The sequence below is a fragment of the Mycobacterium sp. KBS0706 genome (assembly GCF_005938675.2).
Taxonomy (GTDB): domain Bacteria; phylum Pseudomonadota; class Alphaproteobacteria; order DSM-16000; family Inquilinaceae; genus Inquilinus.
The window spans coordinates 157694-180628 of sequence record NZ_VCCH02000001.1 but is presented as its reverse complement, the minus strand read 5'-3'; the positions used below and the strand labels follow the sequence as shown (position 1 = coordinate 180628).

Genomic DNA, 22935 nt, shown 5'->3' with positions numbered 1-22935 from the left:
ACACGAGCAGATCGCGGGCCGGAAGCGGGCAGGGAGAGCGGACGGATCCGAGGACCGCCGTCTCCGCCCCGAAGCTCTCCACCGCCGACCTCGACACCCTGATGCAGGCGCTCGAGATCGATGTCGTCGCGCTCACCGAGATGCTGATTCCATCAGGTTATCGCGCCGAGATGGGGACGATCGACGCGCCGGCGATCCATTACACGGTCAGCGGCAGGGGACGGATCTCGATCGGCAGCGGGCCTTCGATGCCGCTCGAGCCCCATCTGCTCATCATCAAGCCTCCGAATACCCCGTTCGCGATCGAAGTCGACGGGGCCGGCGGCCCGAAGCGGCTCATCTCCCGCGATTGCTGGAAGCAGCATGACGGCGTGTTGCGCATCGGCATGCCGGCCGAGCCACCCGAGGTCATCCAGATCTGCGGCTTCTTCAACGCATCCTTCGGACCATCCGTCGGCTTGTTCCGCGAATTGCGGGAGCCCGTGGTCGAGAAATTCGAGCCGACGGACAAGATCGACCTGAAGCTTCGCGAAGCGATCGAGGAGCTTTGCGCGCAGGAAATCGGCATGGGCGCCATGACGGCGTCCCTGCTGAAGCAGGTCATCGTCGCCCTGGTGCGGCGGTCGATGAAGTCCTCCCGCAGCTGGACCGATCGGTTCTCGATTCTGGCGGACCGGCAGATCACGCGCGCCTTCGCCGACATGGCGGCGCGTCCGGGGGCCGCCCATACGGTCCGGAGCCTGGCGCAGAGCGCGGGTCTGAGCCGGTCGGCCTTCATGGCGCGGTTCTCGGAGATCTTCGGCCGTTCGCCGATGGCCGTCGTCCGGGATCTCAGGATGCGGCAGGCGGCGCTCGATCTCAGGACGACGTCGGCCCCGGTCGAGGTCGTGGCCTACGACGCCGGCTACCAGAGCCGCTCGAGCTTCGTGCGGGCCTTCCGCAAGGCCTACGATGTCGATCCCAGCGAGTACCGGCAGAGCGCGAAGACCGACGAGGCCGACAAGGGCGCCTGAGCCGGGCGCGCTCGCATACAGTCCGGAATGCGTGTCCGCTCGTCCAGGGACGCCCGGCGCGGGTTCCATCGCGCCGGCACCGGTGGCAGCGTGGCTTCGGACGATGACGAGCGACCGCAGGCAGGTGGACGATGAAGGCGATCATTGTGACGGACCAGGCGGCGGGAACCGCCGGGATGACGCTGGCCGAGCGGCCCGAGCCGCAGGCTGCGATCAACGACGTCGTCGTTGAGGTTCATGCGTCGGGATTCGTCCCGACGGAGCTGGCGTGGCCCTCGACCTGGACCGATCGCCTCGACCGTGACCGGACACCGTCGATCCCCGGGCACGAGCTGGCCGGGGTGGTCACCGCTCTCGGCTACGGCACGACGGGTCTGTCGGTGGGACAGCGGGTGTTCGGCCTCGCCGACTGGTATCGCGACGGCACGCTGGCGGAGTATACGGCGATCGAGGCACGCAACCTCGCTGCGCTGCCGGGCGACGTCGACTTCACGGTGGGCGCCAGCCTGCCGATCTCGGGCCTGACCGCATGGCAGGGGCTGTTCCAGCACGGCCGCCTTCAGGCGGGGCAGAGCGTCCTCGTGCACGGCGCGGCCGGCGCCGTCGGGTCGATGGTGACCCAGCTCGCAAAAGAGGCCGGCGCCCACGTCATCGGCACCGGACGCGCGGCCGACCGCCAGGCGGCGCTCGGTTTCGGCGCGCAGGAGTTTGTCGACCTCGACAACGACGTCCTCGAAGACGTCGGCGCCATCGATCTGGTGTTCGACGTCATCGGCGGCGACATCGGAAAGCGGTCCGCCGGCCTGATCCGGGCGGGGGGAACACTGGTGTCCGTCGTCGGGCCGGCCGAGGCGCGGCCCGCCGACGGCTTGGCGATCGACTTCGTCGAGTCCGATCGTGCCCAACTGGGCGAAATCGTCCGGCGGGTGCGGGACGGACGCCTGCGGCCGCATATCGGCACCGTCGCGACCCTCGACGATGCCGTCGCCGCCTTCAACCCGACCGGGCGACGCCCGGGCAAGACGATCATTCGCATCCGTCCCTGAACGACACGCGCCTATCGCTGCATGAGGCCGGCCGGGCGCTGCCCGGAACGGCCGGCTGCGCCCTGTTGGACGCGCCCGGGACGACCTGGGCAGCGTTCCGAAGCCATCACCATGACCAACGGAAACACCATGACCAACGCCGTCATCGACTGCATTTTGAGCCGCAGCGCCACCAAGTACTACGACCCCTCCGCCGCCCTGAGCGACGACCAGATCCGCGAGCTGGTGCGGATCGGCACCACCGCGCCGACATCCTTCCATCTGCAGAACTGGCGCTTCATCGCCGTGCGCACGCCCGAAGCCAAGGCTCGGTTGAAGCCGATCGCCTGGAATCAGCCCCCCATCACCGAAGCGGCGGTAACCTTCATCATCTGCGGCCAGCTGGCCGATTCCAGCGTGATACCGGCGCGCCTGGCACCGCTGGTGGAAGCGGGCATCATGCCGGCGACGATGGTGCCGGATTGGGAAATCCCCGCACGTGGCCTGTATCTCGAATACCCGCAGCGCCAGCGTGACGAGGCCGTGCGCTCCGGCGCCATCGGCGCGACGGCGATGATCTATGCGGCTCGCTCGCTGGGCCTGGGTTCGACGCCGATGATCGGCTTCGATGCCGAAGCCGTGCACCGCGAGTTCGGGCTGGCCGAGGACGAAGTGCCGGTCATGCTGCTGTCCGTCGGGGCGGAGCGTCCGGGCAACTGGCCGCAGAAGCCGCGCCGTCCGGTGGCCGAAGTGCTGGATCTCGTATGACTTCCCGTATCATCAGCAACTCGCGGAGACTATAGATGGCAAGAGCCGCGGCTCTAAAGCCGGAACAGGTGCCGGCCGCTTCGAAGCCGACTCTCGATACGTTCACCCAAAGCATCGGGTTCACCCCGACCATGATGGCGACCTTCGCGCAGAGCCCGATCGCGTTCAACGCATGGGCCGCTCTGCTCGGCTCCCTGAGCAAGGCGCTCGACGTGAAGACGCGTGACAGCATCGGCCTCGCGGTTTCAGAGGTGAATGGCTGCGACTACTGCCTGACGGTCCACAGCTTTACGGCCGAGCACATGGCCAAGCTGCCGGCCGCCGACATCATCCTGGCTCGGAATGGCCATGCCAGCGACCCGAAGCGGGACGCTGCCGTCCAGTTTGCGCGCAAGGTCATCGCCACTCGCGGCAAGGTGAGCGACGCCGACCTGCAAACCGTCCGCGCTGCCGGCCACACGGATGCGAACATCATGGAGATCGTCGCGCTGGTGGCCATGTACTCCCTGACGAACTTCTTCAATAACGTGTTCGATCCCGAGCAGGACTTCCCGACCGTCCCGCCGGCCGGCTCGATCTGAGATCTGCCCCGTATGCACCCGCGGCGGTCCGGTTGAGCTTTTCGGGTTTCAGAACTAAGCGCGGCGCTAAATTTTTATTGTCATTGCCGTCCTCGGGCTTGACCCGAGGATCAACCCGGCAATCCAGGGGGCACCGAGAACTGCTTTGAAATCCCCTGGATCCTCGGGTCAAGCCCGAGGATGGCAATAAAATAGAATTTCGGTGACGCTGCACTTTCAGTGGAGTGGACCCCTTGGGTGAGACAGGGTAGCTGGCAAGCCCAGGTCTCCCACCCGCACGATCCCGTCGTCGCTGCGCCCGGCGGTGATGCCCGTCACACCCACTTCATCGAGCTGTCATACCCGCCCCGCCGCAGCCCCTCGACGGCATAGCGCAGGGCGTCGACCGCGTGGTTCTCGCGGTCCTCCAGCTCGGCCAGGATCACGCCGGTCTTCGGATGGGTGCGATAGCTGTACAGCGCCAGCTCGTCGCTCAGGTGGCGGCAGCGCGGATGCACCCGGATGTCGTGCGCCTTCAGGAACTCGACCCCCTCCTTCACCGATCCCGCCCCCTTGGTCGACCCGGTGATGCTGCCGAAGCCGTTGCGCTGCATGTAGCTGATCGTCTCCGGCCGGGAGCTGTCGGCGATGATCGGTCCCCGCCGCGATCCCGGGATGGCGTCGAACAGGTCCGGCGTCCGGTCGATCTCGCAGCCCACCCGGTACGCCTCGTGGTCGACGAACAAGGTCCGGCCCACGACGAAGCAGCGCACCAGCACGGTCGGGTCGCGGGCGAAGCCCCAGTCGGCGCCGAACAGGAAGCGCGCATCGGCCGGCGTCTCGAATCCCTCCACCTTCCAGTTCCTGAACACCCGCGCCTCGCTGAAGGTCTGATAGCCGCCCAGCCAGACATGCTGGTGCTTGTCCGGGTCGCGCGCGCGGTCCCACTCCATCTCGGCCTGCAGCACCGCCGGGAAATGCGGGTTGTCGGACCAGTTCACCCGCACCAGCGCGGCATCGGGCGGCGGCGGGCCGGCGCGGAACAGCGCGTCGACCGGGTCGCTCGCCTGGGTCGGGTTCCAGGTGAACCACAGCTCCGACCCCGGCTTGCGGATGGTCGGGCGCAGCAGGTCCAGGCTGCGGATCGACAAGGCTTGTGCCTCCTCGACCCAGGCGATGTCGTAGCCCTCGAGCGACTTGATGCTCTCCGCCGTGTGGTTCTGCATGCCCTGGAAGATGATGCGGCCGCCGCCGGGCCCGAGGATGCGGTCGGCCTGCACCCGGAAATGGCGGCCCAGGCCCAGCGCCTGGATCTTGTCCTCGATCAGCCGCTTGACCGACTGGTCGAGCGAGCGCTGCACCTCGCGGATGCACACCGCCCGCACCGGCGCCGCCTCGACGCAGCGCCGCACCAGCAGCTCGGCGAAGGCGTGCGACTTGCCGGAGCCGCGGCCGCCATAGGCGCCCTTGTAGCGCGACGGCTTCAGCAGCGGGTCGAACACGGGCGCGAGAGCGGACGGCGGCAGGATGATCGCGGCCTCGCCGTCCTCCGGGCGGCAGCGGAAGTCGTGATACGCTTGGTCCAGCCGCAGCAGGTCGGCCACGGCGCGACCGGCGCGACAGGCGAGGCCGGCGGCGGCGTCCGGGGCCAGCCGGGCTTCGGCCGTATCGGTCAGCCGGTGCACTAGCTTCGACCCTCCCCGATGACGCCGCCCGGCCACCGCCGCGAAGCAGTGGATCAGGACCCACGGCGGCATCTCCCGGCCCCGCATCCCGGCGTCGCCGAGACGCCGGCGGGCGCAGTTCGCCGCCCTGGCATCGCGGCGCAGCCGTCCGGCGAAGCCGGTCCAACCCGGCTCGCTCCTCGTCACCTTCTTCCGCATTCCCGGCCTCGCATAAATAAGCCCGCCGCGGCTGGGCCGGGCGGGCACAACTGTCTGACTGTGCCTGAATCATGCGGCGTGACGGGCCGTCGTGTCAAGAACAAAAAGGGAACATAGAGTCGGGGCGGTTGCCCGCATCCGGGCCTGGCGACCCGGAAGCGGACGCCTCTGCCATGTTGCCTGGCGGTGAAGCGCCATCCATATTGCTGCTCGAACGAGGAGCAACGTTCGTGTCCCGCTCGCTACTCCGATGCGGTGGGGCGATCGCTGCTCTGAATTGCCGGATGCGAGAGGGACCGGCGCATATGAATCTGGTCGATCTCTACCGTCTGATGCGCAATGCGCATATCCAGGCTCAGAGTATCGTCGATACCATTCCTGAGCCCCTGCTCGTTCTTGACAACAGTCTGCGCGTCGAGGCCGTCAGCCGAAGCTTCTACGACACGTTTCAGGTCAGCGAGGAAGAGACGGTCGGCCGGCCGGTCTATGAGTTGGGCAACGGGCAGTGGGATATTCCTGATTTGCGCCGTCTGCTCGAAGAGGTCGCGGCCAGGAGCACGGCGGTCGTCGAATTCGAGGTCGATCACGACTTCCCGAGCATCGGCCGGCGAACGATGCTGGTCTCCGCGCACCGGCTGTTCCAGCCCGACCGGTCGAGCCGGAGCATGCTGGTGTCGATCGTCGATGCGTCGAAGAGCCGGCAGCGCGAAGCCGAATCGGAGCTGCTCGTCGGCGAGCTGAGGCATCGGATCAAGAATCTGCTCGCGATGATCCAGGCGCTGGCGCAGCAGACCATGACCGAAGGCCGTTCCGCAGAGCAGTACCGCGACGATTTCCTCGGCAGGTTCAGATCCCTGGCGGCGGCCCAGGACCTCGCGTTCGGAGGTGAGGGAGAGACCGGGCTGCGCAGCCTGGTCGAGCAGACGATCCAACCCTTTGCCGGCAAGGGGAAGGTGGTCATCGAACCCGGACCGGCGGTGGGGCTCGCGCGTTCGCAGATCGTGCCCATCAGCCTGATCCTGCATGAGCTCGCAACCAACGCCCTGAAATACGGCGCGCTGTCGGCGCCCGAGGGCCGCGTGCAGATCGGCTGGCGCATCGAGCGGGACAGCGCGCCGCGCCTCCGCGTTCATTGGCAGGAGCATGACGGACCTCCGGTGACGCCACCGGCCACGACCGGCTTCGGCACGCGTCTCATCGAATTCGCCGCATCGCGCGAACTTGGCGGGCGGGTGGAACTCGACTACCAGCCGTCCGGTTTGACAGTGGAGATCCTGCTCCCGATACCGTGATCCTTTGGGCCGTTCCCGTGGCGAAAACGATACTTATTGTCGAGGACGAGTTCCTCATCGCCATGGACCTCGAAATGATTCTCCGCCGGCATGGCTGGCTCATTCTCGGACCCGCTGCCACCGTCGCGGAGGCATTGCGGCTGCTGCAGGCGGAGCTGCCATCCGTGGCCATCCTCGACGTGCCCTTCGTCGTGTCGAGCGCCTATCGGCAGCCTGAAGCCGTCGGCGGCGAGATCTTGGCCGGAGCAACCAACGTCGGCAAGCCGGTCGACGAATGTCGGCTATTGGCAGCCCTTGGGGGTGTCCTGCGATCTTGATCGGGCGAGGCACGGGCCGGCACAGGGGGGCTGAGCTCGAAACTGAACGGATGCTCCGCTGGTCGCTTATCTGAGTGCTTGCACCAGACGCTCGTCGATACGGTCCAGAAGCCCCCGGCTTGCGGCAACCCGCCGCGAGAGTCGGCCGCGGTCGCGGAACCAGCCTGCAATGGTCGCTTCAGTAAACACATTGTGCAGTTGTATAAACTCGCGATCCCGTTCATGATATGTTCTATGAACAACGCGCAGACCGATCAGGGCCAGGCATCCTCCCCCGCGGAGGAGGGGGATCTGTGCGTGCTGGCGGAGCTGGTCGAGATCCAGATGTCGATCGCCCGGGCGACGCAGCGTGAGGCCCTGCAGGCGCCGCAGCCCGGCGTGGATTATTGCCAGCGGATCGCCACCATCTCGCGCTCGGTGCGGCTGACCCTGCTGCTCAAGGCCAAGCTGTCCCAGCAGGCCAAGGAGAAGCGCAAGGCAGCGGCGCAGCGGGAGGCGGCGCAGGAGGACTGGCACGCACTGCGGGTGAAGCTGGCGATGACGTCGGCGGCCTATGCGGTGTCCAAGGACGGCGACGAAGCCGATCGCCGCAACGCCGAGATGGCGGAGCAGTTTGAGCGGCCGGAGGTGGCGGAGCTGATCGAGGCCAGCCGGGCGGAGGTCGTGGTGGCGGCGCTGTGCCGGCGCTGGGGCTACCCGGTGCAGGCGGAGCGCTGGCTGGAGATGGCCGACGCGGCGATGGAGGATCTCGACTTCCTGCCGGACGAGGACGGCGAGGACTCGCCCGAGCCCCGTCCCGCCGCTGCCCGCGGCCGCCGCAAGCCCAAGCCGCCGGACACGGGGTAAGCCGCTCGCGCACTCGCCGTCGTCACCACCGTTCCGCATCCATGAGCGCAGCCTTCCACACTCCCCCTCCCCCTGCGGGAGGGGGCTGCGCGCGTCCGCGCGCGAATGCGCAGAGCCTCGTCGTCAGGGCCGAGGCGTCAGGGTTCGGGCGGCGCTTCCTGCGGGGCGGTTCTACCGACCGCCCAAAATTCTGACCGTCATGACGACGGAGGCGGAGTCCCTATCCCGAAGGCCGCCGGGTCACACGTCCAGGTTCGTCACCTTGAGCGCGTTCTCCTGGATGAAGTCGCGGCGCGGCTCGACCACGTCGCCCATCAGGGTCGAGAACACCTCCTCGGCGTCGTCGGCGTGCTTGACCTCGACCCGCAGCAGCACCCGGGCGTTCGGGTCCAGCGTGGTCTCCCACAGCTGGTCCGGGTTCATCTCGCCCAGGCCTTTGTAGCGCTGCACCGCCAGGCCCTTGCGGCCCTGCTCCAGCACCCGGTCGATCAGGTCGATCGGGCCGGTGATCGGCCATTCCTGGGCGGCGCCCTTCGGGTTCATCCAGGTCAGCACGCCCGGCCGCTTGTACAGCGCCTGCAGCTCTCCGGCCATGCGGTCGAGCTTGTGCGCCTCGACCGAGCGGATGATGTCGGAATCGATGATCCGGCCCTCGGTCACCCCGCGCAGGGTGCGTCGGAACACCAGCCCGCCCGGCTGGTTGCCCTGCGGCGGCAGCTGCGACCCCTGCCAGCCGCGCTCGAACTCCGGCTCCAGCGCGTCCAGCCGATGGGAAATGTAGGTTGCCGTCTCCGCCGCCACCGCCGGGTCGTTGACGATGCGCGACGCCAGCGCGCCGGCGATCGCCACCTGCTCGACCACCATGCGGCTGCCGACCTTGCGGATCAGCGGCGTCAGCTGGTGCTTGGCCTCCAGGGCCTGCTCGATCCGGTTGCGCAGGTCGTTGCCGGCGACCTGGGCGCCGTCGAACGGGGTGAAGACCAGGTCACGCATGCCGCTGTCGATCAGATAGGCTTCGAGCGCGTCGTCGTTCTTCAGATAGATCGCTTCCTTGCCCCTGGCGGCGCGGTACAGCGGCGGCTGGGCGATGTAGAGGTAGCCGCGCTCGATCAGCTCCGGCATCTGCCGGTAGAAGAAGGTCAGCAGCAAGGTGCGGATATGGCTGCCGTCCACATCGGCGTCGGTCATGATGATGATGCGGTGGTAGCGCGCCTTGTCGGCGTTGAACTCGTCGCGGATGCTGGTGCCCAGCGCCGTGATCAGCGTGCCGATCTCGGCCGAGCTCAGCATCTTGTCGATCCGCGCCCGCTCGACGTTCAGGATCTTGCCGCGCAGCGGCAGGATGGCCTGGAACTTGCGGTCGCGGCCCTGCTTGGCCGAGCCGCCGGCGCTGTCGCCCTCGACCAGGAACAGCTCGGATTCCGCCGGGTCGCGGTTCTGGCAGTCGGCCAGCTTGCCGGGCAGGGAGGCGAAGTCGAGCGCGCCCTTGCGCCGGGTCAGCTCGCGCGCCTTGCGCGCCGCCTCGCGGGCCGTGGCCGCCTCGACCGCCTTCTGGATCACCCGCTTGGCGTCGTTCGGGTGCTCCTCGAACCAGGTCGCCAGCATCTCGCCGACCACCGCCTCGACCACCGGCCGGACCTCGGAGGAGACCAGCTTGTCCTTGGTCTGGCTGGAGAATTTCGGATCGGGCACCTTCACCGACAGGACGCAGGTCAGCCCTTCGCGGGCGTCGTCGCCGGTCAGTGCCACCTTCTCCTTCTTCAGGATGCCGCTGTCGGTGGCGTAGCTGTTCACCTGCCGGGTCAGCGCACCGCGGAAGCCGGCCAGATGCGAGCCGCCGTCACGCTGCGGGATGTTGTTGGTGAAGCACAGCATGGTCTCGTGGTAGCTGTCGTTCCACTGCATCGCCACTTCGACCGTGATGCCGTCGCGCTCCGACGTCACCGTGATCGGCTCGCCATGCAGCGGCTGCTTGGCCTTGTCGAGATAGTTGACGAAGGCCTTCAGCCCGCCCTCGTAATGCATCTCGACGACCCGGGGCTCCGGCCCGCGGGCATCGGTCAGGGTCAGCTTGACGCCGGAGTTGAGGAAGGCCAGCTCGCGCAGCCGGTGCTCCAGCGTGCCGAAATCGAACTCGGTCTTGGTGAAGGTGTGCTTCGACGGCAGGAAGGTGACGTGGGTGCCGCGGTTCTCGCCCTGCGCCCCGACCGCCGCCAGCGGCGCCTCGCTCTCGCCGTCGCGGAAGCGCATGTACCATTCGTGGCCGTCGCGGAAGATCCGCAGGTCCAGCGTCTCCGACAGCGCGTTGACCACCGAGACGCCGACGCCGTGCAGGCCGCCCGACACCTTGTAGGAGTTCTGGTTGAACTTGCCGCCGGCATGCAGCTGGGTCATCACCACCTCGGCGGCGCTGATGCCCTCCTCCTCATGGATCGCGACCGGGATGCCGCGGCCGTTGTCGGTCACCGACACCGAGCCTTCGGCGTTCAGCGTCACCGTGACGGTGTCGCAATAGCCGGCCAGCGCCTCGTCGATGGCGTTGTCGACGACCTCGTACACCATGTGGTGCAGGCCCGACCCGTCATCGGTGTCGCCGATATACATGCCCGGCCGCTTGCGCACCGCCTCGAGGCCGCGCAGCACGGTGATGGAGCCGGCATCATAGGCCGCTTCGTCGTTCGGGATCGCAGAGTCCGACATACTTCTTCATCCGTTTCAATCGGCCAGCCGGGCCGTCACCCGGGCGTCGTCGACGCCGAGGTGATGGGCCCGGTCCCCGAGCGGCGCGAACAGCGCCGGATCGGTGCCGGTCATCCAGGCCTGGGCGCCGAGCGCCAGGATCTCCTCGTACAGCGCCGCCCGACGGGCCTCGTCGAGATGCGCTGCAACCTCGTCGAGGAGCAGCAGGGGCGGGGCGCCGCGTTCTCCGGCGAGCAGGCGGGCATTGGCAAGAATGATGCCGATCAGGAGCGCCTTCTGCTCGCCGGTCGAGCACTGCGCCGCCGGCATCGCCTTGGTCCGGTGGTGGACGGACAGGTCGCTGCGGTGCGGACCTTCCGTCGCGGCCCCGGCCGCGGCGTCGATGCGGCGATTATCGCACAAAAGGTTACGAAAAGCCTCTTCCGCATCGACCGCCGGCCGATCCCCGAGCCACGCCTCGATCCGGCCGTCGATGGCCAGCTCGGCACGGGGGAACGGCCCTTCGATCATCAGCGACTCGGCCCCTCGCAGCCGCGCCACCAGCTCGCGCCGAGCGGCGGCGACGGCGGTGCCGGCGGTCGCCATCGTGTCCTCCAGCGCCGCCAGCCAGGCCGGGTCGGGGCGGGGGGAATCCTTCAGCAGCCGGTTGCGCTCGCGCATCGCCCGCTCATAGGCGCCGAGCTGCCCGGCATGGTCCGGGTGAAAGCCGAACACCAGCCGGTCGAGGAAGCGGCGGCGCTGGCTGGCGGCGTCGCCGAACAGCCGGTCCATCTGCGGCGTGAGCCACACCATCGGCGCCCGGGCGCCGAGCGCCGTCTGGCTCTGCGCCGGCCGGCCGTCGATCTGTACGGCGCGGCGGCCCTCGCCGGGCTCCAGCCGGGTGCCCAGCGCGATCTCGCCGGTCGGCGTCAGCAGCCGGGCCGCCACCGCCCAGCCGGCGGTTCCCGTCGCCTGGCGGCGCGTCACCTCCGGCAGCGGCGCCCGGCGCAGGCCGCGGCCCGGCGACAGGAAGGACACGGCCTCCAGCAGGTTGGTCTTGCCGGCGCCGTTCGGCCCGGTCAGCACCACCGGGCGCGGATCCAGCTCGATCCGCAGCTGGCCGTAGCAGCGGAACTCGGTCAGCGTCAGGCGCGTCACCGCGATTCGGGCGGCCCCCGCTCCCGAGGTACGCCCGGATGAGGCAGCCGCCGCCTGCTCCGGCATGGGGTCCTGGGACATGTGGCTCAAGGCATCCGAAGCGGATGCTTCGCCCCAAATGCCCGCATTCCTCGGTTCAAGCCGTCACACCCGCATCGGCATCAGCACGTACAGCGCGCTGGAATCGGCGGTGTCGCGGACGATGGTCGGCGATCCGGCATCGGCCATGGCGAAGCGGGCGCCGTCGCCCTCGATCTGCTGGGTGATGTCGAGGAGATAGCGGCTGTTGAAGCCGATCTCGATCTTCGACGCCTCGTAGCTGACCTCGATCTCCTCGGTGGCGCTGCCCTGCTCGGCCGAATTGGCCGACAGCGTCAGCGACCCGTTCTCGATCGTCAGCTTCACCGCCCGGCTCTTCTCGGTCGAGATGGTGGAGACGCGGTCGACCGCCTTGGCGAACTCCTTGGCGTCGACCTCGAGGATCTTGTCGTTACCGCTCGGGATCACCCGTTCATATTCCGGGAAGGTGCCGTCGATCAGCTTCGAGGTCAGCACCACGCCGTCGCCCGCGGCGCCCGGCAGGGTGAAGCGGGTCTTGGTCTCGGACAGCTGCACCTCGACCGTCTCGCCGCTCTCGTCCAGGAGCTTGCGCAGCTCCATCACCGTCTTGCGCGGCACGATCACGCCGGGGATGGCGTCGGCGCCGTCCGGCAGCGGCATCTCGACCCGGGCCAGGCGGTGGCCGTCGGTGGCAACGGCGCGCAGCACCGGCACGGTCTCCGCCTTGGCCGCGTGCAGGTAGATGCCGTTCAGGTAGTAGCGCGTCTCCTCGGTCGAGATCGCGAATTTGGTCCGGTCGATCATCACCCGCAGGTCGCCCGCGGCGATGGTGAAGCGGTGGCTCAGGTCGCCGCCCGCCATGCTCGGGAAATCCTCGACCGGCAGGCAGCCGAGCCGGAAGTTCGAGCGGCCGGCGCGCAGCGTCAGCGACCCGCCGTCGGGGTTGGTCTCGATCTCGACCTGGCTGCCGTCCGGCAGCTTGCGGACGATGTCGTACAGGGTGTGGGCCGGGGCGGTGGTGCCGCCCGGCGCCTGGATCTCCGCCGGCACGGATTCGACGATCTCGAGATCCATGTCGGTGGCGGTCAGGCGCAGCGCGCCGCCTTCGGCGCGCAGCAGGATATTGGACAGGATCGGGATGGTGTTGCGCCGTTCGACGACGCTCTGCACATGGCTCAGGCCCTTGAGAAGGGCAGCGCGCTCGATGATCAGCTTCATCCCGATTCCACTTCGACGATGCCGGCCGCCGGACAGTTCATCGGGGCGGGCAGGGGCCCGGCCGACACGGCGGGGGCGCACTATAGCCGAAAGCTTGCGGCGGTGGCGAGAGGCAGGCGCAGGGCCGGACACGGCGCCGGCCAGATTTTCCGGCCGTCGGTCCGGACCAGGGTTCAGGCCGGGTCAGACCTGCAGCATGCGGCGCAGCAGCTCGACATCCTCGGCGAAGGAGCGGTCCTCGCTGCACAGCTCCTCGATCCGGCGCACGGCATGCATCACCGTGGTGTGATCCCGCCCGCCGAACTTGCGGCCGATCTCCGGCAGCGAGCGGGGGGTGAGCTGCTTCGACAGGTACATCGCCACCTGGCGCGGCCGGGCCACGGTGCGGGCGCGGCGGGCCGAATGCATGTCGGCGACCTTGATGTTGTAGTGCTCGGCGACCCGCTTCTGGATCTCGTCGATGGTGACCCGGCGGTCGGAGGCACGCAGCAGGTCGTGCAGCAGCTCCTGGGTCGATTCCAGGGTGATCGGCCGGTGCACCAGCTCGGCATGGGCGGTGATGCGGTTCAGCGCCCCCTCCAGCTCGCGCACGTTGGAGGTGATCTTGTGGGCCAGGAACTCCATCACCTTGGCCGGGATCTCGACCCGAGCCGTCTCCGCCTTGGCGTGCAGGATGCCCAGGCGCAGCTCGTAGGTGGTGGGGTGGATGTCGGCGACCAGGCCCCAGCCGAGGCGGGAGCGCAGCCGCTCCTCCATCCCCTCGAGGTCGGAGGGCGACTTGTCGGCCGAGATCACCACCTGGCGGTTCTGGTCCACCAAGGCGTTGAAGGTGTGGAAGAACTCCTCCTGGGTGGAGTCCTTGCCCGAGATGAACTGCACGTCGTCGATCATCAGCACGTCGACCGAGCGGAACATCTCCTTGAACGTCATCGTGTCCTTGAACCGCAGGGCACGGATGAACTGGTACATGAACTTCTCGGCGGACATGTAGAGCACGCGCCGCTCGGGATGCTTCACCCGGATGTGCCAGGCGATGGCATGCATCAGATGGGTCTTGCCCAGGCCCACCCCGCCATACAGGAACAGCGGGTTGAAGGTGACGCTGTTGGCCTCCGCCACCCGGCGGGCGGCGGCATGGGCCAGTTCATTCGGCTTGCCGACGACGAAATTGTCGAAGGTGAAGCGCTGGTCGAGCACCGCGCCGAACTCGGCCGCCGATTCGGGCGGGCGCTCATGTGTCGGCGCCGGCGACTCGGCGCGCGAGGCCGGCGCCGTTGCGGCCGGCTTGGCGGCGGCCGGTCGGGCGGCCAGCCGGTCGGGCACCACGATCACGTCGACGCTGTGGATGTCCGGGTTCTCGGAATGCCACAGGTTGCGGATGCGGTCGGCGTAATGAGCGGCGACCCAGTCGCGCATGAAGCGGGTGGGGGCGGCGATGCGGACCTCGCCGCCGTCGAGATCGACCACGACCACCGGGCGCAGCCAGCTCTTGAAGGCGCCCTCGCCCACCTCCTCGCGCATGCGGCCGCAGACCCGGGCCCATTGCTGCTCGATCGATGCGATGACTCCCCCCATCGACGACATGCTGCCTTCCGACCCCTCTTCGACTGCGGCGGCCGCGACGCGCTGCCTATCCACGACCCGGACTGTACCTGTTCCCACCATCAGCGGCACCCGATGTCCGATGCGCGGCTGCCATGCCCCAGAACTTCAAACTGTAATAATCACAGTATCACGACCGACGAGCAGGAACAATTCCTCGCAGCTACTTATGAAGTTGCGAAGTTGGTTAATAGAAACTGTACGAATATTGCTAAGGGACGCTCGCGGACTTCTGCCGGTCTTCGTGGTGAAGGCTGGTAGCCGGGCAAGTTGTGTCCTGAGGCGATCTTCAACCTGCCGATAGCAGGCGAACGACGATCATATGCAGGGTGGGCAAGGGCTGGCAACGGAACAAATCCGGACCATCCCAAAACGCAAAAAACGGTCCCGGACAGCGGCTGGTTGTGCCGCATCCCACCGTTCCCCTGGACATGAGAAAAGCCGTTCCGCGGCCGCCGCCGCGGAACGGCTTATCGGTGATCCGGGCTCAGAGAGCCTTGATGCGGCCGGACAGGCGCGACAGCTTGCGCGCGACCGTGTTCTTCTGCAGCACGCCCTTGGTGACGCCGCGATGCATCTCCGGCTGCGCCGCCTTGAACGCCTCGGCCGCGGCGGTCTTGTCGCCGGACAGGATCGCCGCCTCGACCTTCTTGACGAAGGTGCGGATGCGGCTGACGCGGTTGCGGTTGACCAGCGTACGGCGCTCGGTCTGACGGATGCGCTTCTCGGCGGACTTGTGGTTGGCCATTGTCGGTCCCAGTTCGGGCCAACGACGGCCCCAAGAAAAACGAGGGCGCTTGATAGTCCCTCCGCGCCCGGGCGTCAAGACGAGTCTCGACGCTGGCTGCGGCCGAGATGTGGACTGCGCGGTGGGGGTTGGCAAATCGGCCTTTGTGTTCTATATTTGTTCTCATGACGCTCAAACCGCCCGACATCGAAGAACTGGCCGACCAGCCGCGCAAGGGACGCGGCGCGGTCAGCAACCGCACCGGCCGCTTCGAGACCGCGACCCGACACCGGGTCGACGACGGCTGGGCGGGGCTGGCGCCGGAGGGTGAGGAGGGGGAACCGCCGCTGCGCACGCAGCTGCATGTCGACACCGCCCGCACCATCATCACCCGCAACGACTCGCCGGACATCATGTTCGACCGCTCGATCAACCCCTATCGGGGGTGCGAGCACGGCTGCATCTACTGCTTCGCCCGGCCGACCCATGCCTGGCTCGGCCTGTCGCCCGGCCTCGATTTCGAGACCCAGCTATTCTACAAGCCGGACGCGCCGGAGCTGCTGGAGGCCGAGCTGCGGCGCCCCGGCTATGTCCCGGCGGTGATGGCGATGGGCACCAACACCGACCCGTACCAGCCGATCGAGCGCGAGCTGAAGTTGACCCGCCGGGTGATCGAGGTGCTGTCGCGCTTCAACCATCCGCTCGGCATCGTCACCAAATCGGCGCTGATCACCCGCGACATCGACCTGCTGGCGCCGATGGCGGCCAAGGGGCTGGCGGCGGTCTGCATCTCGCTGTCGACGCTCGACCGCGAGCTGGCGCGGACGCTCGAGCCGCGGGCGGCGACTCCGCCGCGGCGGCTGGAGACGATGCGCCAGCTGACCCAGGCCGGCATCCCGGTGATCGTGCTGACCTCGCCGATGATCCCGGGCCTCAACGACCATTCGCTGGAGCAGGTGCTGGAGGCTTCGGTGAAGGCCGGCGCCACCGCGGCCGGCTGGACCCTGCTGCGGCTGCCGCTGGAGATCGCCGGCCTGTTCGAGGAATGGCTCAAGGCGCATGCACCGGATCGCGCCGGGCGGGTGATGTCGCTGATCCGCCAGACCCGCGGCGGCCGGCTCTACAAGTCGGGCTTCGGCGAGCGGCATCGCGGCGAGGGGCCGGTGGCCGACCTGATCCGCGCCCGTTTCAACCACGCCGTCCGCCGTCTCGGCCTCGACCGCAAGCGCTGGACGCTGGACATCACCCAGTTCTCCCCGCCGCCGCGGCCGGGGGATCAGATGAGCTTGTTCTGAGGGGGACATGTTGGCCACCGGTTTGACATCCCGCACGGCTCACCGCAGATTCATGGCATGACGACCGAACCTGAAAACCTCGTCATGGAGCTTCTGCGCGCCGTCCGTGCCGACGTGGCGGAGATGCGGTCGGAACAGCGCGAGCAGCGCGTCCGCCTCGCCGCGATCGAGCGGCATCTGGCACATCTGGAGCGCGACGGCGCAGAGTTCCGCGCCGAGATCGGCGGCCGGTTCGATCGCATCCATGACCGGATCGAGCGGCGCCTCGACCTTTCGGATCAGCCCGCCTAGCCACATTCGGGGACTGCAGGACGCTACGGGCTTGGCTCTTCCGCCCGCCGGCGCTATGCCCTGAGGCAGGAGGGGCGGATGCCGGATTGGAGTCTCGAGATCGAGTGCGGCGCGCCGGTGCGGAGCGTCGCCGGGCTGGACGAGGTCGGCCGCGGTCCGCTGGCCGGTCCGGTGCTGGCCGCGGCGGTGGTGCTGGTCCGGCCGCTCGATCCCGATCTCGCGGGTCTTATAGACGACAGCAAGGTGCTGACGGCGCAGCGGCGCGAGGCGCTGGTGCCGCGCATCCGGGCGGTGGCGCAGGTCGGCATCGGCTGGGCCTCGGTCGAGGAGATCGACCGAATCAACATCCTTCAGGCCAGCATGCTGGCGATGCGGCGGGCGCTGGACGCCTTGCCGGAGCGTCCCGACATCGCCCTGGTCGACGGCAACAAGGTGCCCGACGGGCTGTCCTGCGACGGCCGGGCGGTGGTCGGCGGCGACGCCCTGTCGCTGTCGATCGCGGCCGCCTCGATCCTGGCAAAAGTTGTGCGTGACCACGAGATGTTGCGTCTCTCTACCCATCATCCCGGCTATGGGTGGGAACGCAACGTCGGCTACGGGACACCTGAGCATGTCGCCGCGCTCGACCGGATCGGGGTCTGCGAACATCACCGCCGGTCGTTTGCCCCGGTGCAGCAGCGACTCGCCATAAGAGGCTGATTCAGACGGGGGATTGACGGCGACTCCGCGGCGAATCATCGTCGGCCTATGAGCGAATCACCCATCATCACCGAGCGCCTGCCGCCGGGCTGCCGGATCGTCCTCGGCGACTGCATCTCGGCGATGCGGTCGCTGCCCGCCGGCTCGGTCGATTGCGTGTTCGCCGACCCGCCCTACAATTTGCAGTTGGGGGGCGAGCTGCGCCGGCCGGATGAGAGCCGGGTCGACGGCGTCGATGCGGAGTGGGACAAGTTCAGCGACCTCGCCACCTATGACCGCTTCACCCGCGACTGGCTGGCCGCGGCGCGCCACGCGCTGAAGGACGACGGCACGCTGTGGGTGATCGGCACCTATCACAACATCTTCCGGGTCGGCGCCATCCTGCAGGATCTCGGTTTCTGGATCCTGAACGACATCGTCTGGCGCAAGTCGAACCCGATGCCGAACTTCCGCGGCACCCGCTTCACCAACGCCCATGAGACGCTGATCTGGGCCGCCAAGTCGCCCGACAGCCGCTACACCTTCAACTACGACGCCATGAAGGCGCTGAACGAGGAACTGCAGATGCGCAGCGACTGGACGCTGCCGATCTGCAGCGGCGGCGAGCGGCTGAAGATCGACGGCCGCAAGGCGCATCCGACGCAGAAGCCCGAGGCGCTGCTGTGGCGCGTCCTCCTGTCTTCTACCCGGGCGGGGGAGACGATCCTCGACCCGTTCTTCGGCAGCGGCACCACCGGCGCGGTGGCCAAGCGCCTGGGCCGCAGATTCATCGGCCTCGAGCGCGAAGAGGTCTATGCCCGTGTCGCCGCCCAGCGCATCGCCGCGATCGAGTCGCCGGCAGACCCGAGCGTGCTCGACACCTTGTCGAAGCGCCAGGCGCCGCGCGTGCCCTTCGGCTGGGTGGTGGAGCGCGGCATGCTGCAGCCGGGCGACCGGCTGTTCGACACCCAGCGTCGCTACGTCGCCAAGGTGCGGGCGGACGGCACGCTGATCGCCAGCAACAGCGAGGGCGACCATGCCGGGTCGATCCATCGCGTCGGCGCGGCGCTGCAGGGCGCGCCGTCCTGCAACGGCTGGACCTTCTGGCACTTCGAGGCGCAGCGCGATCGGCTGGCCCCGATCGACCTGCTGCGCCAGAAGATCCGCGCCGAGATGGCAGTGCATTGAGGCGGCCGGCGCCACCTCAACTCATTCCGTCAACCGGTTGTATTTCCTCAAGATCTCCCGCAACCGGTCATGCGGGATCGCATGCAGCGTGTTGCCGTCGCGGCCGGTCATGGTCTCGGCCGCGATCAGGGCGTTGACGATCGCCTCCTCGGTCGCCTGGGCGGCGGCCTCGATCAGACCGTCCATGGCGTCGTTCGGCAGCACCTGCACCAGCCGGCTGTCCCTGCGGCTGAAGGCGCCGGGATTGGCCGTTGAAAAGGCGAGGAAGATGTCGCCGCTGCCATTGGCGCCATAGCCGCCGGTGCGGGCGATGCCGACCGGCGCCCGCCGGGCCAGGCGCTTCAACTGGTGCGGCAGCAGCGGCGCGTCGGTCGCGATCACCACGATGATCGAGCCGGTGTCGCGGTCCGAGCCCAGGTCGGGCAGCAGGTCCGGGATCTCGCGCCCGACCGGCACGCCGGCGATCGTCAGATTCTTGCGGCGGCCGAAATTGCCCTGCACCAGCGCGCCGACGGTATGGCCGCCATCTTCAGGTGGGAGCTGACGCGAGGCGGTGCCCGTACCGCCCTTGAATCCGAACAGCGACATGCCGGTGCCGCCGCCGACATTGCCCTCCGCCACCGGGCCCGGCCGGGCGCCGTCCAGCGCTTCGACCGCGTGCTGCGCCGTGACGTGGAAGCCATTGATGTCGTTCAGCATCCCGTCATAGGTCTCGGCCACCACCGGCAGGCACCAGTAGAGGTCATGGGACAGCGGCGCCACCAGGCCGCGCCGGCCCTGCCACCCGATCACGGCGTCGCGCACGGTGCCGACGCTGTGGCTGTTGGTGATCATCACCGGCCCTTCCAGGAAGCCGGATTCCTCGATCCAGATCGTCCCGGTCATCTCGCCATTGCCGTTCAGCACGGCGGTGCCGGCGAAGACCGGGTCGAAGACGCGGGCGCGCGGCAGGATGGCGGTGACGCCGGTGCGGGCCGGCCCGCGCCCGACCTCCAGCTTGCCGTCGCCGGCGATGATGGTGGCGGTGCCGACCTCGACTCCCGCGATGTCGGTGATGGCATTGAGCGGGCCGGGCTCGCCATCGAAGGGAATGCCCAGCTCGCGGGCCCGTGGCTTCTGCGTCATGGTCGGCTCCTCGGTTCCTTCCGGGCTAGCGCGATGGTGCCGGGCTGTCCATGCCGGTCAGCCGGACCAGCCGCTTCGGCGCCACCTCGCGCCAGGCTTCGGCCACCAGCGCCTCGACCTGCTCGTCGTCGACCTGCGGCAGCGCGACGAAGGTCCAGACCAGCCGGCCCCAGCGTGCCGGGGTAAAGGCTTCGGGACGGGCCGCGAACAGCATCTCCTGGTGGTCGTGCGGCAGCTTCAGCACCGCCCGACGCTCCGCCGGGCGCAGCACGGCAAAGATCCTGCCGCCGACCCGAAAGGACGGCCGCTCCCAATGCGCCTCCTCCGCGACCTCCGGCAGGGCCAGCGCGGCCCGCCGGACCGTCTCCTCATCCGCCATCCCAGGCCTCCTTTCTCCCTGCGGGAAAGATGCGCGCCCGCACGATGGTTTGCCTGGAGAATGTTTGCGGCTATGCTGCCGGCCTCACAGCACCGTAGAGGCCTCGATGGATCGCAGCACGGACCGGCACTTCACCCGCCCCGTCAAGCTGCCTTCGTCGAGCCGTCATGCCTCTCCTTGCTGCCGAGTCGCTGTCCCACCACACCCCTGACCACCGTCCGCTGTTCGAGGATCTGACGCTCGCCTTCGGGGCTGAGCGGACCGGCCTCGTCGGCCGCAACGGTGTCGGCAAGTCCACGCTGCTGCGCCTGTTGCTCGGCGAGATCCCGCCGCAATCCGGCCGGATCCTGCGTCAGGGGCGCATCGGCCTGCTGCCCCAGGCCGTCCGGGTCGTGCCCGGCATGACCGCCGCCGACGCGCTCGGCATCGCCCCGGCCCTGGCCAGGCTCGACCGGCTGCTGGCGGGGGAGGGCAGCGAGGAGGACCTCGCCGCCGCCGACTGGACGGTGGAGGAGCGGGCGGCCGCGGCGTTGCCCAGGCTCGGACTGCCCGCCGATCTCGATCTGCGCCGGCCGCTCGGCACGCTGAGCGGCGGCGAGGCCACCCGCCTGGCCCTGGCCGGGCTGCTGGTCGACCCGCCGGACATGCTGGTGCTGGACGAGCCGACCAACAACCTCGATGCCGATGGCCGCGATGCCGTCTGCGCCCTGCTGGACAGCTGGCGCGGCGGCGCCCTGGTGGTCAGCCACGACCGCGGGGTGCTGCGTCGGATGGACCGGATCGTCGAGCTGTCCGGCCTCGGCGTCCGCTTCTATGGCGGCAACTGGGACGACTATCGCGCCCGGCGCGAGGCGGATGCCGAGGCGGCACGGCGCGACCTGGCCCAGGCCGAGCAGGAGGTGGCGCGGCTGGCGCGGGAGCGGCAGGCGGCGGTTGAGCGCAAGGCCCGCAGCGACTCCCGCGGCCGCAAATCGCGCGCCGGCGGCGGCCAGGCCAAGATCCTGCTGGACTTCAAGAAGGAAAAGGCCGGGCAGAGCCAGTCGCGCCAGACCGGCTTGCGCGATCGCCGGGAGGAGGGGGTCGAGACGGCGCTGGCCGAGGCACGGGCCGCGGTCGAACGGACCGAGACGCTGGCGGCCTCGCTGCCCTCGACCGGGCTGGCCGCCGGCACCTCGGTGCTTGCCTTCGAGCATGTCTCCTGGTCGCCGCCGGGCGCGGCCCTGCCGGTGCTGCGCGACCTGTCCTTCGCCCTGACCGGGCCGGAGCGGGTGGCGGTGACCGGGCCGAACGGCGCCGGCAAGTCGACGCTGCTGCGCCTCGCAGCCGGAGAGTCGGAGCCGGATGAGGGGCGGGTCCGCCGCTTCGGCGGCGGCATCGCCATGCTCGACCAACGGGCCGGCGGGCTGCAGCCGGATCGCACCATCCTGGAGAACTTCCGGACGATGCATCCGGATGCGACCAACAATGCCTGCCGGGCGGCGCTGGCGCGCTTCCTGTTCCGGGCCGATGCGGCGCTGCGCCGGGTCGGCGACCTCAGCGGCGGCGAGACGCTGCGGGCGGCGCTGGCCTGCGTGCTGGGCGGACCGCGGCCGCCGCGGCTCCTGATCCTGGACGAGCCGACCAACCATCTCGACCTCGACTCGATCGCGGCGATCGAGCGGGCAGTCGCCGCCTATGACGGTGCCCTGCTGGTGGCCAGCCACGATCCCGACTTCCTCGCCGCGGTCGGCATCGGCCGGGTCATCGCCCTGGACAAATAAGAAGCGGGCCCGAAGGCCCGCTTCCCCCGCACGCACTGAGAAGGCGGAGCTTAATCCAGCCCTTCGAACAGCGCGGTCGAGAGGTAGCGCTCGGCGATCGAGGGCACGATCACGACGATCTTCTTGCCTTCGTTCTCCGGGCGGGCGCCGACCTCGAGCGCCGCGGCCAGGGCGGCGCCGGAGGAGATGCCGGCCGGCAGACCCTCGAGCTTGGCGACCTGGCGGGCGACCTGGAAGGCGCGCTCGTTCGAGATCCGCACGACCTCGTCAATGATCTTGGTGTTCAGCACGCCGGGCACGAAGCCGGCGCCGATGCCCTGGATCTTGTGCGGGCCCGGGTTGCCGCCGGACAGCACCGGGCTGTCCTCCGGCTCCACCGCGATCGCCTTGAAGCTGGGCTTGCGTTGCTTGATCACCTCGGACACGCCGGTGATGGTGCCGCCGGTGCCGACGCCGGAGATCAGGATGTCGACGCCGCCGTCGGTGTCGTTCCAGATCTCCTCGGCCGTGGTCCGGCGGTGCACCTCCGGGTTGGCCGGGTTCTCGAACTGCTGCGGGATGATCGCGTTCGGGATGCTCTGAACCAGCTCCTCGGCCTTGGCGATGGCGCCTTTCATGCCCTTCGGGCCTTCGGTCAGGTGCAGCTCGGCGCCCAGCAGCTTCAGCATCTTGCGCCGCTCGACCGACATGGTCTCGGGCATGGTCAGGATCAGGCGGTAGCCCTTGGCCGCGGCGACGAAGGCCAGCGCGATGCCGGTGTTGCCCGAGGTCGGCTCGATCAGGGTGCTGACGCCCGGCTTGATCTTGCCCGACGCCTCCAGCGCCTCGATCATCGCCAGGCCGATGCGGTCCTTGACGCTCGACAGCGGGTTGTAGAACTCCAGCTTGGCCAGGATGTCCGCCCTGGCGTCATGGGCCTCGGCCAGCTTCTTCACCCGCACCAGCGGGGTCGCGCCGATGGTGTCGAGGATCGAGTCGTAGATCTTGCCTCGGAACTCGGTCTTCCCGGCGGTGGAAGAGGACATATTACTCTCCAGGGGCGTTAATTTGGTTGTTCAACATTTATACGCG

At 68.7% G+C, this 22935-nt stretch carries 21 protein-coding genes; 11 read left to right on the top strand and 10 right to left on the bottom strand.

Annotated features, from left to right (window positions below):
- The first annotated feature begins 101 nt into the window (after nt 1–101).
- The 4 genes from FFK22_RS00810 to FFK22_RS00795 all read left to right on the top strand — a co-directional run bounded on the left by FFK22_RS00810 (nt 102) and on the right by FFK22_RS00795 (nt 3387).
- Nucleotides 102–1013: a helix-turn-helix transcriptional regulator gene (locus tag FFK22_RS00810; protein ID WP_138887614.1), complete on the top strand. Its 912-nt coding sequence runs from the start codon at nt 102–104 to the stop codon at nt 1011–1013.
- Nucleotides 1014–1144: 131 nt separating this feature from the next.
- Nucleotides 1145–2059, top strand: coding sequence for an NADP-dependent oxidoreductase (locus tag FFK22_RS00805; protein ID WP_138887615.1), 915 nt, complete (start codon nt 1145–1147; stop codon nt 2057–2059).
- A gap of 111 nt (nt 2060–2170) precedes the next feature.
- Complete coding sequence (locus tag FFK22_RS00800; RefSeq protein WP_138887616.1) at nt 2171–2806, top strand: nitroreductase family protein; 636 nt, start codon at nt 2171–2173, stop codon at nt 2804–2806.
- A 35-nt stretch (nt 2807–2841) separates the two neighbouring features.
- A complete protein-coding gene (locus FFK22_RS00795; protein ID WP_138887617.1) occupies nt 2842–3387 on the top strand; it encodes a carboxymuconolactone decarboxylase family protein in 546 nt (181 codons plus the stop codon).
- A 314-nt stretch (nt 3388–3701) separates the two neighbouring features.
- Here FFK22_RS00795 and FFK22_RS00790 read toward each other — a convergent pair whose 3' ends face one another.
- Entirely contained in the window at nt 3702–5249 is a 1548-nt protein-coding gene (locus FFK22_RS00790; protein WP_221938286.1) for a PBSX family phage terminase large subunit, read from the bottom strand.
- A gap of 305 nt (nt 5250–5554) precedes the next feature.
- Here FFK22_RS00790 and FFK22_RS00785 point away from each other — a divergent pair, with 305 nt between their 5' ends.
- The 3 genes from FFK22_RS00785 to FFK22_RS00775 all read left to right on the top strand — a co-directional run bounded on the left by FFK22_RS00785 (nt 5555) and on the right by FFK22_RS00775 (nt 7704).
- Nucleotides 5555–6541, top strand: coding sequence for a sensor histidine kinase (locus tag FFK22_RS00785; RefSeq protein ID WP_138887618.1), 987 nt, complete (start codon nt 5555–5557; stop codon nt 6539–6541).
- Nucleotides 6538–6858 (top strand): hypothetical protein, encoded by a 321-nt coding sequence (locus FFK22_RS00780; protein ID WP_221938285.1) that lies wholly within the window; start codon nt 6538–6540, stop codon nt 6856–6858. Before FFK22_RS00785 ends, FFK22_RS00780 begins: the two co-directional genes overlap by 4 nt.
- Nucleotides 6859–7092: 234 nt before the next feature.
- Nucleotides 7093–7704 carry a hypothetical protein gene (locus FFK22_RS00775; RefSeq protein WP_138887619.1) on the top strand — a complete coding sequence of 204 codons (612 nt, stop codon included), beginning with the start codon at nt 7093–7095 and terminating at the stop codon, nt 7702–7704.
- A 240-nt stretch (nt 7705–7944) separates the two neighbouring features.
- Here the strand turns inward: FFK22_RS00775 and gyrB are convergent, their stop codons facing one another.
- From gyrB to rpsT, 5 genes are all read right to left on the bottom strand, one after another.
- Nucleotides 7945–10404 (bottom strand): DNA topoisomerase (ATP-hydrolyzing) subunit B, encoded by a 2460-nt coding sequence (gene gyrB / locus FFK22_RS00770; RefSeq protein ID WP_138887620.1) that lies wholly within the window; start codon nt 10402–10404, stop codon nt 7945–7947.
- Between the two features lie 15 nt (nt 10405–10419).
- Complete coding sequence (gene recF / locus FFK22_RS00765) at nt 10420–11622, bottom strand: DNA replication/repair protein RecF (RefSeq protein WP_221938284.1); 1203 nt, start codon at nt 11620–11622, stop codon at nt 10420–10422.
- A 63-nt stretch (nt 11623–11685) separates the two neighbouring features.
- Nucleotides 11686–12819: a DNA polymerase III subunit beta gene (gene dnaN / locus FFK22_RS00760; RefSeq protein ID WP_138887621.1), complete on the bottom strand. Its 1134-nt coding sequence runs from the start codon at nt 12817–12819 to the stop codon at nt 11686–11688.
- A gap of 183 nt (nt 12820–13002) precedes the next feature.
- The gene (dnaA, locus tag FFK22_RS00755) at nt 13003–14394 is read right to left on the bottom strand and encodes a chromosomal replication initiator protein DnaA (protein WP_138887622.1); all 1392 of its coding nucleotides are present in this window, start codon (nt 14392–14394) and stop codon (nt 13003–13005) included.
- Between the two features lie 514 nt (nt 14395–14908).
- Nucleotides 14909–15169 (bottom strand): 30S ribosomal protein S20, encoded by a 261-nt coding sequence (gene rpsT, locus FFK22_RS00750; RefSeq protein WP_138887623.1) that lies wholly within the window; start codon nt 15167–15169, stop codon nt 14909–14911.
- Between the two features lie 164 nt (nt 15170–15333).
- On the opposite strand from rpsT, the gene FFK22_RS00745 reads away from it, so the two are divergent.
- Complete coding sequence (locus FFK22_RS00745; RefSeq protein WP_138887624.1) at nt 15334–16443, top strand: PA0069 family radical SAM protein; 1110 nt, start codon at nt 15334–15336, stop codon at nt 16441–16443.
- A gap of 39 nt (nt 16444–16482) precedes the next feature.
- Here FFK22_RS00745 and FFK22_RS00740 read toward each other — a convergent pair whose 3' ends face one another.
- The gene (locus tag FFK22_RS00740; protein WP_138887625.1) at nt 16483–16689 is read right to left on the bottom strand and encodes a hypothetical protein; all 207 of its coding nucleotides are present in this window, start codon (nt 16687–16689) and stop codon (nt 16483–16485) included.
- 123 nt (nt 16690–16812) lie between these two features.
- Here FFK22_RS00740 and FFK22_RS00735 point away from each other — a divergent pair, with 123 nt between their 5' ends.
- Both FFK22_RS00735 and FFK22_RS00730 read left to right on the top strand, forming a co-directional pair.
- Complete coding sequence (locus FFK22_RS00735) at nt 16813–17433, top strand: ribonuclease HII (protein ID WP_138887626.1); 621 nt, start codon at nt 16813–16815, stop codon at nt 17431–17433.
- Nucleotides 17434–17481: 48 nt separating this feature from the next.
- Nucleotides 17482–18600, top strand: coding sequence for a site-specific DNA-methyltransferase (locus FFK22_RS00730; protein WP_138887627.1), 1119 nt, complete (start codon nt 17482–17484; stop codon nt 18598–18600).
- A gap of 21 nt (nt 18601–18621) precedes the next feature.
- Here the strand turns inward: FFK22_RS00730 and FFK22_RS00725 are convergent, their stop codons facing one another.
- Both FFK22_RS00725 and FFK22_RS00720 read right to left on the bottom strand, forming a co-directional pair.
- Entirely contained in the window at nt 18622–19725 is a 1104-nt protein-coding gene (locus tag FFK22_RS00725) for a P1 family peptidase (RefSeq protein WP_138887628.1), read from the bottom strand.
- Between the two features lie 25 nt (nt 19726–19750).
- Nucleotides 19751–20104 (bottom strand): MmcQ/YjbR family DNA-binding protein, encoded by a 354-nt coding sequence (locus FFK22_RS00720; protein ID WP_138887629.1) that lies wholly within the window; start codon nt 20102–20104, stop codon nt 19751–19753.
- 167 nt (nt 20105–20271) lie between these two features.
- Between FFK22_RS00720 and FFK22_RS00715 the strand changes: the two genes are divergently transcribed.
- Entirely contained in the window at nt 20272–21864 is a 1593-nt protein-coding gene (locus FFK22_RS00715; RefSeq protein ID WP_138887630.1) for an ABC-F family ATP-binding cassette domain-containing protein, read from the top strand.
- 50 nt (nt 21865–21914) lie between these two features.
- Here the strand turns inward: FFK22_RS00715 and cysK are convergent, their stop codons facing one another.
- Nucleotides 21915–22889 (bottom strand): cysteine synthase A, encoded by a 975-nt coding sequence (gene cysK, locus FFK22_RS00710; protein WP_138887631.1) that lies wholly within the window; start codon nt 22887–22889, stop codon nt 21915–21917.
- Nucleotides 22890–22935 lie beyond the last annotated feature (46 nt).